The sequence below is a fragment of the Kosakonia sp. Marseille-Q7440 genome, from assembly GCF_965119485.1.
The window spans coordinates 833,448-845,351 of sequence record NZ_CBCPLT010000001.1; the positions used below are offsets into that span (position 1 = coordinate 833,448).

The 11,904-nt window shown below is 58.6% G+C and carries 11 protein-coding genes; 6 read left to right on the forward strand and 5 right to left on the reverse strand.

Features of this window, described 5'->3' with window-relative positions; all coding sequences use genetic code 11:
* Positions 1 to 156: 156 nt before the first annotated feature.
* The 3 genes from ACWPW2_RS03695 to ampH form a co-directional block, all read right to left on the reverse strand.
* On the reverse strand, positions 157 to 1,875 hold the full coding sequence (locus tag ACWPW2_RS03695; RefSeq protein WP_454121674.1) for a lysophospholipid acyltransferase family protein: 1,719 nt from the start codon (positions 1,873 to 1,875) through the stop codon (positions 157 to 159).
* A 524-nt stretch (positions 1,876 to 2,399) separates the two neighbouring features.
* Positions 2,400 to 3,371 carry a porphobilinogen synthase gene (hemB, locus tag ACWPW2_RS03700; protein WP_034812298.1) on the reverse strand — a complete coding sequence of 324 codons (972 nt, stop codon included), beginning with the start codon at positions 3,369 to 3,371 and terminating at the stop codon, positions 2,400 to 2,402.
* 118 nt (positions 3,372 to 3,489) lie between these two features.
* Positions 3,490 to 4,647, reverse strand: a complete 1,158-nt coding sequence (ampH, locus tag ACWPW2_RS03705) for a D-alanyl-D-alanine-carboxypeptidase/endopeptidase AmpH (protein WP_023478938.1) — start codon at positions 4,645 to 4,647, stop codon at positions 3,490 to 3,492.
* 344 nt (positions 4,648 to 4,991) lie between these two features.
* On the opposite strand from ampH, the gene sbmA reads away from it, so the two are divergent.
* Both sbmA and ACWPW2_RS03715 read left to right on the forward strand, forming a co-directional pair.
* On the forward strand, positions 4,992 to 6,212 hold the full coding sequence (gene sbmA / locus ACWPW2_RS03710; RefSeq protein WP_312122781.1) for a peptide antibiotic transporter SbmA: 1,221 nt from the start codon (positions 4,992 to 4,994) through the stop codon (positions 6,210 to 6,212).
* Between the two features lie 12 nt (positions 6,213 to 6,224).
* Positions 6,225 to 7,334, forward strand: coding sequence for a DUF1615 domain-containing protein (locus tag ACWPW2_RS03715; protein ID WP_312122779.1), 1,110 nt, complete (start codon positions 6,225 to 6,227; stop codon positions 7,332 to 7,334).
* On the opposite strand, the gene ACWPW2_RS03720 is transcribed toward ACWPW2_RS03715, so the two are convergent.
* Positions 7,331 to 7,642, reverse strand: coding sequence for a DUF2755 family protein (locus ACWPW2_RS03720; RefSeq protein ID WP_034812308.1), 312 nt, complete (start codon positions 7,640 to 7,642; stop codon positions 7,331 to 7,333). The genes ACWPW2_RS03715 and ACWPW2_RS03720 overlap by 4 nt on opposite strands.
* A 268-nt stretch (positions 7,643 to 7,910) precedes the next feature.
* On the opposite strand from ACWPW2_RS03720, the gene ACWPW2_RS03725 reads away from it, so the two are divergent.
* Complete coding sequence (locus tag ACWPW2_RS03725) at positions 7,911 to 8,129, forward strand: DUF2754 family protein (RefSeq protein WP_454121675.1); 219 nt, start codon at positions 7,911 to 7,913, stop codon at positions 8,127 to 8,129.
* Between the two features lie 3 nt (positions 8,130 to 8,132).
* Here the strand turns inward: ACWPW2_RS03725 and ddlA are convergent, their stop codons facing one another.
* The gene (gene ddlA, locus ACWPW2_RS03730; RefSeq protein ID WP_454121676.1) at positions 8,133 to 9,233 is read right to left on the reverse strand and encodes a D-alanine--D-alanine ligase; all 1,101 of its coding nucleotides are present in this window, start codon (positions 9,231 to 9,233) and stop codon (positions 8,133 to 8,135) included.
* Between the two features lie 105 nt (positions 9,234 to 9,338).
* Between ddlA and ACWPW2_RS03735 the strand changes: the two genes are divergently transcribed.
* From ACWPW2_RS03735 to iraP, 3 genes are all read left to right on the forward strand, one after another.
* Positions 9,339 to 10,022 (forward strand): extensin-like domain-containing protein, encoded by a 684-nt coding sequence (locus tag ACWPW2_RS03735; protein ID WP_454121677.1) that lies wholly within the window; start codon positions 9,339 to 9,341, stop codon positions 10,020 to 10,022.
* A 171-nt stretch (positions 10,023 to 10,193) separates the two neighbouring features.
* On the forward strand, positions 10,194 to 11,390 hold the full coding sequence (locus ACWPW2_RS03740) for a multidrug efflux MFS transporter (RefSeq protein WP_023478935.1): 1,197 nt from the start codon (positions 10,194 to 10,196) through the stop codon (positions 11,388 to 11,390).
* 190 nt (positions 11,391 to 11,580) lie between these two features.
* Entirely contained in the window at positions 11,581 to 11,841 is a 261-nt protein-coding gene (iraP, locus tag ACWPW2_RS03745) for an anti-adapter protein IraP (protein WP_454121678.1), read from the forward strand.
* Positions 11,842 to 11,904 lie beyond the last annotated feature (63 nt).

An 11,904-nucleotide genomic window follows, 5' to 3' on the forward strand; every position in this document is an offset into this window, starting at 1 on the left:
TTTTGTAGGCCGGATAAGCGTACGCGCCATCCGGCATTATCTCTGCGGCACCGATTGCCTGATGGCGGCTTCGCCTTATTAGGCCTACGCGGTTTCAGCGGATGTGGTTTTGTAGGCCGGATAAGCGCCAGCGCCATCCGGCAATCTGCGAGGAACTTACCCCGCTTTCTGCTGCACCTGATGCACACCAATATAGCGCTCGTAGCGGTTCGCTTTCAGGCGCGTCAAATCCACCAGCACCAGGCCATCGACGCAGTTATTGAAATCGGGATCGCTACCGAAGTCGATAAACTGCACGCCGCCTGGCTCGCCCAGCTCGGAATACTGTTTATAGAGCGGGGGAATGCCGCAGCCGAGATTGCCAAGCAGCGATTTCAGCCGCGTCAGATCTTCGGTGTAATCCTCGCCGGTAAACTGCGCCAGCACCTCGGGCAGCGTGGCGGGGCAGGGACGGCGCGACGATGCCAGCGGCCAGGCGGCGGGGAACCAGAGGCGATAGAAGGCAATCAGCAGATCGCGCGCCGCGGGCGGCAGGCCGCCGGAGATAGAGACCGGGCCAAAGAGATAGCGGTACTGCGGGTAGCGCGCCAGATAAGCGCCAATCCCCGACCAGAGATAATCGAGCCCGCGACGCCCCCAGTAGCGCGGCTGAATAAAGCTGCGCCCCAGTTCAAGACCTTCTCGCAGCACCTCCGCCATGCGCGCGTCGTAGTGAAACAGGCTATGGCTATAGAGCCCCTCCGGCCCCTGCTCGGCGATAAGCTGCGCCGTGGGCATAAAGCGGTACGCGCCGACAATTTCCAGGTCGGCATCATCCCAGAGGATCAGGTGCAGATAGTAGTCATCGTAGCGGTCCGTATCGCGCCGTTTGCCGCTCCCTTCACCCACCGCGCGAAAAGCGATCTCGCGCAGCCGCCCCAGTTCACGCAGCAGCGGTGCATCCTCCTGGCCGTTGCGCTGCCAGAGATAGATTGTTTTGCCGTCCGGCGTGCGCCCGAGGCACTCGGCGCGGCTCAGTTCGCGGCGCAGGGTGGCTCTGTCTTCCGGGCGGGCGATGGCGCATTCGGTTTTGAAGGTGCCGGGCACTCCCTTGCCAAGACGCAGAAGATGCTGGCGACACTTCTCGGCCAGCTCGCGCGGCGCGAGGGCGGTAGTGTGCCAGTTCTCCCAGGGAATGCGCTGACCGAGGGTGATCGGCAAGCTGCTGTTACGGCGGCGAAACATCTGCTGCATCAACAGCAGCAGCGGCAGGGTGTCTGAGAGCAGGGCGCTGGCGTAAAACAGCGCGCTGTTGCGGGCATCGATCCACGCTGGCAGCAGCGGGGCGCGGAACTTGTTCGCCAGCTTGATAAACCCGGCGTGCCAGCGTTTATCGCGAATCCCTTTGCGGGTCAGGCGCGACACTTCGCCCGCCGGGAAAAAGATCAGCACGCCGCCGGATTGCAGCTGGCTCTCCATCTGTTGCAGGGCCGATTTGGTGGTACGACCGCCGATATTGTCCACTGCGATAAAGAGCGAGCTTAAGGGTTCGAGGTGGCTCAGCAGGCGGTTAGTGACCACTTTGACATCGCGGCGCACGCGCGAGACGGCATACATCAGCGCCAGCCCATCCAGCGTACCGGTCGGGTGGTTGGCGATAATCACCAGCGGGCCATGTTCGGGGATTTGTTCGAGGCAGTGAGCGGGGATGGTACAGCGAATTTGCAGATGGTCGAGGACATGTTCCACCATATCCAGCCCTTTCAGGTGGCGGTGCTGGGCGGCGAATTGCTGGAACTCCTGTTCGTAAAGCAGGCGCCTGAGCAGGTTCTTTTGCCAGGGTGCCGGTCTGGCCTGCGGCCAGAGATCCTCAAGTACATTGTCGAGACTAAACATGGCGATTTCTCCTCCCGTCTTGCCGCTGACAGTAGCGGGAGAAGATGACGCTTACATTTCATTACAATGACGTTATGAGCATTTATTGTTGGCCGGATACCGGCATGGCAGCGCACAAACGCCGGGCAGGTGAACATACGGAAAAGCGTGGCACGGATCCTGTAGGCCGGATAAGGCGCAAGCCGCCATCCGGCATGGGTACGGGCTGTGAAACGCCGGATGGCGCTACGCTTATCCGGCCTACAAAGGCAGGGCAGGTGAACATACGGTAAAACGGGCCACGAATCGTGTAGGCCGGATAAGGCTGCAAGCCGCCATCCGGCAGGGGTACGGGCGATGAAATGCCGGATGGCGCTGCGCTTATCCGGCCTACAAAGGCAGGGCAGACGAACATACGGTAAAGCGGGCCACGAATTATGTAGGCCGGATAAGGCTGCAAGCCGCCATCCGGCAGGGGGGCGTGCGATGAAATGCCGGATGGCGCTGCGCTTATCCGGCCTACGAGGTAGAGCGTCAGTTGCGGATCAAATCAGGCCGCGTTCGGCGAGATCGAGGGCGAAATAGCTGAAGATCAGATCCGCGCCTGCGCGTTTGATGGCGCCGAGGCTCTCCATCACCACTTTATCTTCATCGATCGCACCCGCCTGGGCGGCGAATTTAATCATCGCGTACTCACCGCTCACCTGGTATGCGCCCAGCGGCAGTTCGGTGCGCTCACGAATATCACGCAGAATATCGAGGTAAGCCCCCGCCGGTTTCACCATCAGGCAGTCTGCACCCTGCGCTTCATCAATCAGCGATTCGCGGATCGCTTCGCGGCGGTTCAGCGGGTTCATCTGATAGGTTTTACGATCGCCTTTCAGCGCGGTACCGGCCGCTTCACGGAACGGGCCGTAGAAGGAGGAGGCGAACTTGGTGGAGTAGGACATGATGGCGGTATCTTTAAAGCCCGCCGCGTCCAGCGCCTGGCGGATCGCCTGCACCTGGCCATCCATCGCCGCCGATGGCGCGATAAAATCCGCCCCGGCTGCTGCGGCAACCACCGCCTGCTTACCGAGGTTCAGCAGGGTAGCGTCGTTATCGACGCCGTGTTCGCACAGCACGCCGCAGTGACCGTGGGAGGTGTATTCACAAAAACAGGTATCGGACATCACGATCATCTCCGGTACCGTCTCTTTACAGATGCGCGACATGCGCGCTACCAGGCCATTCTCCTGCCAGGCATCGCTGCCGGTGTCGTCGGTATGGTGTGAAATACCAAAGGTCATTACCGAGCGGATACCCGCTTTGGCAATACGCTCAATTTCACGGGCAAGATATTTTTCCGGAATGCGCATCACGCCGGGCATGGCGGAGATCGCCTGGTAATCATTCAGCTCTTCTTCAACAAAGATCGGCAGCACCAGGTCGTTTTTGCTCAGTGTTGTCTCTTCAAACAGGGCGCGCAGCGCAGGGGTTTTACGCAGGCGGCGAGGACGGGTGATTAAATCGGTCATGATATGCCTAAGATTTATGGAACAGATGGCGGCATTGTAGCCGAAAATATAACCCCCCGTTTTACCAAAATCGCCGTTAAGCCACAGGCAGGCGGCAATGCACCTGCCTGTTACTGCATCAGGAGGCGGGGATCGCCACCGGTTTATTGTTGCTCAGCTCGCTTACCAGATCGTTCACGCCGTCGCTCATATTGGTGAATTTGGTCAACGGTGAACGGGTGATCACCACGAACACGCCAACGTTATGCTGCGGCACCATCGCCATATAGGTGATAAACCCGCCGCCGCCGCCGGTCTTCTGAATAATCCCCGGATGGCCCTCTTTCGGTGCCATATAGACCCAGCCGAGGCCGAGGGCGTCGGCTTTACCCGGTACATCCATTCCCACCACTTTCGTCAGGCGTTCGCGCGGGTAGATCAGCGTCTGCATCCGGTCGGCCTGCGTATCGCGGTGGTAGAAGTCGGAGGAGAGGAACTGCTGCATCCAGCGCATCATATCGCCGGGCGTGGAGTAGACGCCGCCGCTGCCAATCGCCGCCAGCGTGTTGTTACACGGGCTGGCCCCTTTTTCCGCCACCATCAGCCGTTTGCACTGATCCGGCGACGGGGTGAAGGTGGTGTCCTTCATGCCCAGCGGGCGGGTAATCTGCTCTTCAAACAGCTGCGGATAGGGTTTACCCGCCGCGCGCGCCAGCGCATCCGCCAGCAGATCGAAGGCCAGGTTGGAATAGGCCGCCTGGGTGCCCGGCGCGGTTTTCAGTTTGGCGGTGGCGAGCCAGTTCCAGCGCTGCTCGCGCGTTGGCCAGACAAAAACCGGGCGCACCGCTGCGCCGCCGGGCTGTTCACGCGGCAGGGCGCTGGTGTGCGTTGCCAGGTTAACGAGCGTGATCGGCGCGCCCTGGTAAGTCGGTACGCGCGCGCCGGGCGGGGCGTATTTGCTTAACGGATCGTCAAGGCGCACGCGGCCCTGATCGAGCAGCTTCACCAGCATCTCACTGGTCATCAGCTTTGAGAGCGAGGCGATGCGCACCACCGAGTCGAGCTGCGGGCGCACATTGTTGCCGGGACGGGTTTCGCCGAAACTGCGAAAGACGCGCTGGTTGCCGTCAATCACCACCATTGCCATGCCGGTCGCGCCGCTGCCATAAAAGATATGGTTGGCATAACGATCGACGATTTCAGAAGCAAACACCGGGTCGGGGGATTGTTGCGCCGCCCGGACGCTGGTCAGGCCCAGCGCACACAACATCGCGGAGAGAAGCAGACAACGTTTCAACGAAAGGATCCATTAATCACGGGGAAAGATAGAGCGTATTTATACTACTTGCGCGCCGTTGCAAAGGGGCGAAAAGCGGAATGTTTCGCCCTAATCCGTAACGCCAGGTAAATAAGAGCATTTTTTTCTGCCCACCGCCGCTGCCTTGCACGCTGATCGTGCCGGACAACCCGGTGCAGGTGAAAAGTGTCGATACAATTGTTTATGACTGGCAAAGCCACTAAACGGTTAACCTGAGGTCTGATTAAACGAGCCAGCGCCGCACCTGCGGCGCTTTTTTGTCGCTGGCCGCGAGCATGACACAGCATATGTCGTAAAGAATAAGAAAGACCCAGGAGAGCACCATGTTTCGATCCTTTTTCCCCCGGCCGACGCCCTTTTTTGCCTCGGCGTTTATCTGGACGCTTCTCGCCATTGTTTTCTGGCTGGCAGGCGGCGAGCGCTGGTTGTTACACCTGACCGGCATATCAAGCGAGGTGCCAATCAGCGCCGCGCGCTTCTGGAGCCCCAACTTTCTGCTCTTCTACGCCTACTACGCGCTCTGCGTCGGCCTCTTCGCCGCTTTCTGGTATATCTACTCGCCCCATCGCTGGCAGCGGTGGTCGATTCTCGGCACCGCGCTGATTATCTTTGTTACCTGGTTTCAGGTGGAGGTGAGTGTCGCCATCAACGCCTGGTATCAGCCCTTTTTTGACCTGATCCAAAAGGCGCTTACCGCGCCCAATACCGTGCCGCTGGAGAAGTTTTACAGCGGCAGCGGCGTCTTTTTGGGCATCGCGCTGATCGGTGTGACGGTGGCGGTGCTGAATAACTTCTTCGTCAGCCACTATGTTTTCCGCTGGCGCACGGCGATGAACGAATACTATATGGCGCACTGGCAGCAGCTGCGCCATATCGAGGGTGCCGCGCAGCGTGTGCAGGAGGATACCATGCGCTTTGCCAGCACGCTGGAGGATATGGGCACCAGTTTTATCAATGCGATTATGACGCTCTTTGCTTTTCTTCCGGTGCTGATTGCGCTCTCGCCCCACGTGCCGGAACTGCCGATTATCGGGCATGTTCCTTACGGACTGGTGTTTGCCGCCATCGGCTGGGCGCTGTTCGGTACGCTGGTGCTCGGCGTGGTGGGCATCAAGCTGCCCGGCCTGCAATTTAAAAATCAGCGCGTCGAAGCGGCGTACCGCAAAGAGCTGGTCTATGGTGAAGATGATGCCGAACGAGCGCGGCCGCATACGGTGGTGGAGCTGTTTAGCGCCGTGCGTCGTAACTACTTTCGGCTCTATTTCCACTACACCTATTTTAACGTCGTGCGCATTCTCTATCTCCAGGTTGACGCCGTGTTTGGCCTGGTTATGCTCTTCCCGACGCTTGCGGCTGGGGCGATTACCTTCGGGTTGATGCAGCAGATCACCAACGTCTTTGAACAGGTGCGCAGCTCGTTCCAGTATTTGATCACCTCGTGGACGACGCTGGTGGAGCTGATGTCTATCTATAAACGTTTGCGCAGCTTTGAGCGTGAGGTCGATAATCAGGAGTTCGTTCCTGTCGCCTCTCACGGCCATTAACAAAGGAAGGTTATGTCTTACGTACCCCGTTTTAGCTGGTTGCTGGCGGCGCTGATTGTCGCCGGATGTAGTTCGCAGGGCTCGCTCTCTGATAAAGAGGCCGCGAAGGAGCCTAAAAAGGCGAAGGCGCTGGATGTCGCAAGCGTGGTGCGTAACACCATTCCCGCAAGCGTAAAAGATCGCGACGGCTGGGCTGAAGATCTGGCGACCACTTTTAAAAGCCAGAAGCTGCCGCCGACGCTGGAGAATATCTGCTCCGTATTAGCGGTGGCGCAGCAGGAGTCCAACTACCAGTCCGATCCGGTGGTGCCGGGGCTCAATAAGATCGCCTGGAAAGAGATCGACAAGCGCGCCGGGCAGCTGCATATCCCTGCGTTGCTGGTGCACACGGCGCTGAAAATCCCGTCGCCTAACGGTAAAAGCTACAGCGAGCGGCTCGATAAGGTGCGCACCGAGCGCGAGCTGAGCGCGATCTTCGATGACATGATCAATATGGTGCCGATGGGGCAGACGCTGTTCGGCTCTTATAACCCGGTGCACACCGGCGGGCCGATGCAGGTGAGCGTCTCGTTTTCCGAGCAGCACACCGACGGCTACCCGTGGGAGATGTCCGGCACTGTGCGCCAGGAGGTCTTCAGCCGCCGGGGCGGATTGTGGTTTGGCACCTATCATCTGCTCAACTACCCGGCCAGCTACAGCGCGCCGATCTACCGCTTCGCCGATTACAACGCCGGTTTCTACGCCAGCCGTAACGCAGCGTTCCAGAACGCGGTGAGTAAAGTGACGGGCATTAAGCTGGCGCTGGATGGTGATTTGATTCTCTATGGCAGCCGTGAAGCGGGCACCACCGAACGCGCGGTGCAGACGCTGGGCGCGCAGCTTGCGATGAGCGATCGGGATATTCGCCGCCAGCTTGAGCGTGGCGACAGCCAGGAGTTTGAAGAGACGAAGCTCTATCGGGAGATTTATCGCTTGGCGGACAAACGCAGCGGAAAAGCGCTGCCGCGCGAGATGCTACCGGGGATTCAGTTAGAGAGCCCGAAAATCACGCGTAACTTAACCACGGCGTGGTTTGCGAAACGCGTTGACGATCGTCGGGCCGCTTGCATGGCGCGCAATTAGCGCAGATTGTGGCTACGCCAGCGCAGGACGAGGAAGATCACGCCCAGAAACGCGCTGCCGGCGATAAACGGCACAAGACCGAAAATCGTGCCTACGCCCATGCCCATTTCAACGTGGGGACGGGAGACGTCCTGCGTCTGCATCAGGTGTTCAAACACGCCAGGCGCGTGCACCAGCAGATTAAGCAACTGCGCGCCTGCCCAGAAGCAGAGCAGTACGAAGACGGCGTAAGCAATATTACCCGGTCTGGAGGTGTCTCGTTTTTTCGCGCCCTTATTAAAGGGTTTGGATAGGGTAAAATCAGCCATAAGACCTCCGGTACTCGTTACTTTTAAACGCTCAGGGAAGATAGGCTCAGAGCCGTAACTCCTGGTTAGTTTGGCACCAGTCCCGCATTGTCAACATCAGAATGGTGATAATTTCGGACCGGGAAGGATCCCAGGGAAGCGTTTTTTGTGAGTCATCACATTTTTGTAACGTATTAATTATTTCAGTAACATTTCGGAATTACCGCACAGCACACACTCTCAACCCGCGCGCTGTGCGATGATGCGCCCTTTACCTGCTGGAGTTGTCATGAAGCTGCCTGAGAAAATTCGCCGTGACTGGCACTACTATGCGTTTGCGATCGGCCTGATCTTTATTCTCAATGGCGTGGTCGGGCTGCTGGGATTTGAAGCGAAAGGGTGGCAAACCTATGCCGTCGGGCTGGTGACCTGGCTTATCGGGTTCTGGCTGTCGGGGCTGATTATCCGCCGCCCCGTGCAAGATGAGGCGACGGAAAGTACCGAGTAACGCTTAGTCGTTCATGGAGATCTTCAGCGCGCTGCTTTGCTGGTGGCGCTCCAGCGCCAGCTCAATCAGGCGAGCGATCAGCGCGCTATAGCTGATGCCGCTCGCCTGCCACAGTTTCGGGTACATGCTGATATTGGTGAAGCCGGGCAGGGTGTTGATCTCATTGATCACCACGTTGTTCTCCGGCGTCAGGAACACATCCACCCGCGCCATCCCTTCGCAGCCCAGCGTCTTATACGCCTCAATGGCGATCGCGCGGATCTTCTCGTTGGTTTCCGGATCGATGGCCGCCGGCACCACCACCTGCGCGCCCTGATCGTCAATGTATTTGGTGTCGTAAGCGTAGAACTCGCTGTTCAGCACAATTTCACCGCAGGTGCTGGCCTGCGGCTCATCATTGCCCAGCACCGCGCACTCGATCTCGCGCCCGACGATCCCTTTCTCCACCACCACTTTTTTGTCGAAAGCAAAGGCCAGACGCAGCGCGTCAACATACTGCGCTTCGTTAGTCACTTTGCTGACGCCGACGGATGAGCCCTGGTTGGCAGGTTTAACAAACAGCGGCAGGCCGAGCTGCGCGGTCATGTCGCTAAAGCTGAAGCTGTCGCGGTTGGCGCGTGTAAGGGTGATAAACGGCGCGATGGACAGACCGGCATCGCGCAGCAGGCGCTTGGTGACGTCTTTATCCATGCAGGCTGCGGAAGCAAGCACGTCGGAGCCGACAAACGGCAGGTTGGCGAGGCGCAGCATCCCTTGCAAAGAGCCATCTTCGCCGAGCGTGCCGTGAACAATCGGGAAAATGACATCAACATTCGGCAGCGGCGAGCGGTTATCCGCCGCAATCAGTTGTTGTTCGGCGACGCCCGGCACTAGCGCGACGCTGTTGTCCGACGGATTCAGCGCGATACGCGCCGGATCGCTGGCGTTTTGCAGATAGTTCTGCGCATCGCTAATATGCCACTGCCCTGATTTATCAATACCCAGCAGCACTACTTCAAAGCGCGATTTATCCATCGCATCGACAATGTTCTTCGCCGACTGTAACGACACTTCATGCTCCGCCGATTTGCCGCCGAAGACGACCCCTACCCGCAGTTTTGCCATTTCAACAATCACTCACACTGATGAGAAAACCCATACGATATCACGTCAAAACGCACGATTCGCGGCCTTCTGCCATAATGTCTGGAGAAAAAAAGAGGAGGAGAGGTGAGCGGGAAGAGCCTGATCGTAATCGCTATTCTTATCGGCGGCGTCTATGCGGGCTACCGCGCGCTGCCCGCCTGGTATAACCCTTTTGCCCCGCTTCAGCTGAGCGATCCGCCGGGGCGCATCACCCAGTTCAAACTGCGGCGCTTAACGCCTGAAGCTTGCGCCGCGCTGCTGAAGCAGGCGAATCAGCAGCGGCTTATCTCCTCCGTCGCGGTGGCGGACAGCGGCGGCGACTGCCCGTTAACCAACGTAGTGCGGGTAAAAGATTTCGGGGCCGTCAAGCTGAGCAGCAGCTTTCTGGCGAGTTGCCCGCTGGCGCTCAGCTCGGCGCTGTTTGTCGAGCAGCAGGCGCGGCCATTAAGCGAAACGATGATGGGCAGCGCCTTAACGCGCATCGACCATGTCGGCAGCTACGCCTGCCGCAATATCTACAACCGCGCTGATGCGCGGCGCAGCGAACATGCCAGCGCGGAAGCGCTCGATATCAGCGCTTTCCGGCTGGCGAATGGCGAGCAGGTTTCCGTTCTGCGCGGCTGGCGGCAGACGCGCACTCAGCCCTGGCTGCGCGTGATGCTCAGCGCCAGCTGCGGTTATTACGGTAACGGACTCGGGCCGGAGTATAACGCCGCGCACGCGGACCATTTCCATCTCGGCATGCGCGGCTACGGTCTCTGTCGCTAAGCATATCGCGCTTAGCATTTGCGGTTTTCCTTCCTGCACCGCCGTTATTCGGCGGTGGTTAAGGGATAAAACGCCAAAGTGCGGCTAAGCGCATATCTGGTAACTTATCGCTGGCGCATTCTTGCTACCCTATGTGCCGTTTTTTTAAAACCTGAGTGATTACGCGTATTTATGGAATCCTGGAAGGTCAATCTTATCTCGGTGTGGTTCGGCTGCTTTTTTACCGGGCTTGCTATCAGCCAGATTTTGCCGTTTCTGCCGCTCTACGTGGCGCAACTGGGGGTGACCTCGCACGAGGCGCTGTCGATGTGGTCAGGGCTAACCTTCAGCATCACTTTCCTCGTCTCGGCAATTGTCTCGCCCATGTGGGGCAGCCTGGCGGACCGCAAAGGTCGCAAACTGATGCTGCTGCGCGCTTCGCTCGGCATGGCGATCGCCATTCTGTTGCAGGCTTTCGCCACCAACGTCTGGCAGCTGCTTCTGCTGCGCGGCGTAATGGGACTGACCTCCGGTTATATTCCTAACGCCATGGCGCTGGTCGCCTCGCAGGTGCCGCGCGAGCGCAGCGGCTGGGCGCTCAGCACTCTCTCCACGGCGCAGATTAGCGGCGTGATCGGCGGCCCGCTGATGGGCGGTTTTCTCGCTGACCACTTAGGCCTGCGCACGGTGTTTATCATCACCGCGATGCTGCTGATGGTGAGCTTCCTGGTGACGCTGTTCCTGATTAAAGAGGGGGGCAGGCCGAAGGTGAAGAAGGGCGAGCGCCTCAGCGGCAAGGCGGTCTTCTCGACGCTGCCCTATCCGGCGCTAGTGATCAGCCTCTTTGTCACCACCATGGTGATTCAGCTCTGTAACGGCTCGATTGGCCCGATCCTCGCGCTGTTTGTCCAGTCACTGTCGCCCGATACCGCCAATATCGCCTTTCTCAGCGGGCTTATCGCCGCGGTTCCCGGCGTGTCGGCGCTGCTCTCGGCGCCAAGGCTTGGCAAACTGGGCGATCGCATCGGCACCTCGCGCATTCTGCTGGCGACGCTCGCCTGCGCGATTGTGCTCTTCTTCGCCATGTCGTTTGTCACCTCGCCATTGCAGCTTGGCATCCTACGCTTTCTGCTCGGCTTTGCCGATGGCGCGATGCTTCCCGCCGTGCAGACACTGCTGCTGAAGTACTCCAGCGAGCAGGTCACCGGGCGCATCTTTGGTTACAACCAATCTTTTATGTACCTCGGTAACGTTGCTGGCCCGCTGATGGGCGCCTCGGTCTCGGCGATGGCCGGCTTTCGCTGGGTCTTCGCCGCCACGGCGGTGGTGGTGCTGATTAACCTGATACAGCTGGCACGCGCATTTCGCCGCGTGCGGCAACCGCGCTAAACGCAGGCCGGAAATAGATCTCCGGCCTGCGCATTCTTTTTCTTTATATATTTAGCAACCTGTCATGGCTTATTTCCCTAATGACCTTACTAATGGTGTGAATTAAGGCGCAAAAATAATAGATGCATCTCCTTTGCAACTACTAAATCGAGTGCTAACTTCATGCAACATCTCAAAAGGAAATAGCGCCATGAAAAATCTCATTGCTGAGTTATTGGTCAAGCTTGCGGAGAAGGAAGAGGAGTCGAAGGAGCTGGTCGCCCAGGTTGAAGCGCTGGAAATTGTCGTCACCGCGCTGCTGCGCCAGATGGCAGCCGCCGAACAACAGTCGCTCATTTTAAGCGTTGAAGGCGCGCTGGCAGAGGCTCTGCCTGGCGATCAGCCCTTGTCCAGAGACTCTGAGCTGCTGCAACAATACGTAAAAAAGCTTTTAAGGCACCCTCGCAGTTGAGCCCGCGTTAGCATGTAACATTTGTCATCTCACTGTCATCTGGGCTGCCTATAGTCGCTCTGT

Excerpts from the sequence above, each read along its gene's own strand:
- ACWPW2_RS03695 (WP_454121674.1), bottom strand. The coding sequence starts at position 1,875 with ATGTTTAGTCTCGACAATGTACTTGAGGATCTCTGGCCGCAGGCCAGA.
- hemB (WP_034812298.1), bottom strand. The coding sequence starts at position 3,371 with ATGACCGATTTAATCACCCGTCCTCGCCGCCTGCGTAAAACCCCTGCG.
- sbmA (WP_312122781.1), top strand. The coding sequence starts at position 4,992 with ATGTTTCGATCCTTTTTCCCCCGGCCGACGCCCTTTTTTGCCTCGGCG.
- ACWPW2_RS03715 (WP_312122779.1), top strand. The coding sequence starts at position 6,225 with ATGTCTTACGTACCCCGTTTTAGCTGGTTGCTGGCGGCGCTGATTGTC.
- ACWPW2_RS03720 (WP_034812308.1), bottom strand. The coding sequence starts at position 7,642 with ATGGCTGATTTTACCCTATCCAAACCCTTTAATAAGGGCGCGAAAAAA.
- ACWPW2_RS03725 (WP_454121675.1), top strand. The coding sequence starts at position 7,911 with ATGAAGCTGCCTGAGAAAATTCGCCGTGACTGGCACTACTATGCGTTT.
- ddlA (WP_454121676.1), bottom strand. The coding sequence starts at position 9,233 with ATGGCAAAACTGCGGGTAGGGGTCGTCTTCGGCGGCAAATCGGCGGAG.
- ACWPW2_RS03740 (WP_023478935.1), top strand. The coding sequence starts at position 10,194 with ATGGAATCCTGGAAGGTCAATCTTATCTCGGTGTGGTTCGGCTGCTTT.
- iraP (WP_454121678.1), top strand. The coding sequence starts at position 11,581 with ATGAAAAATCTCATTGCTGAGTTATTGGTCAAGCTTGCGGAGAAGGAA.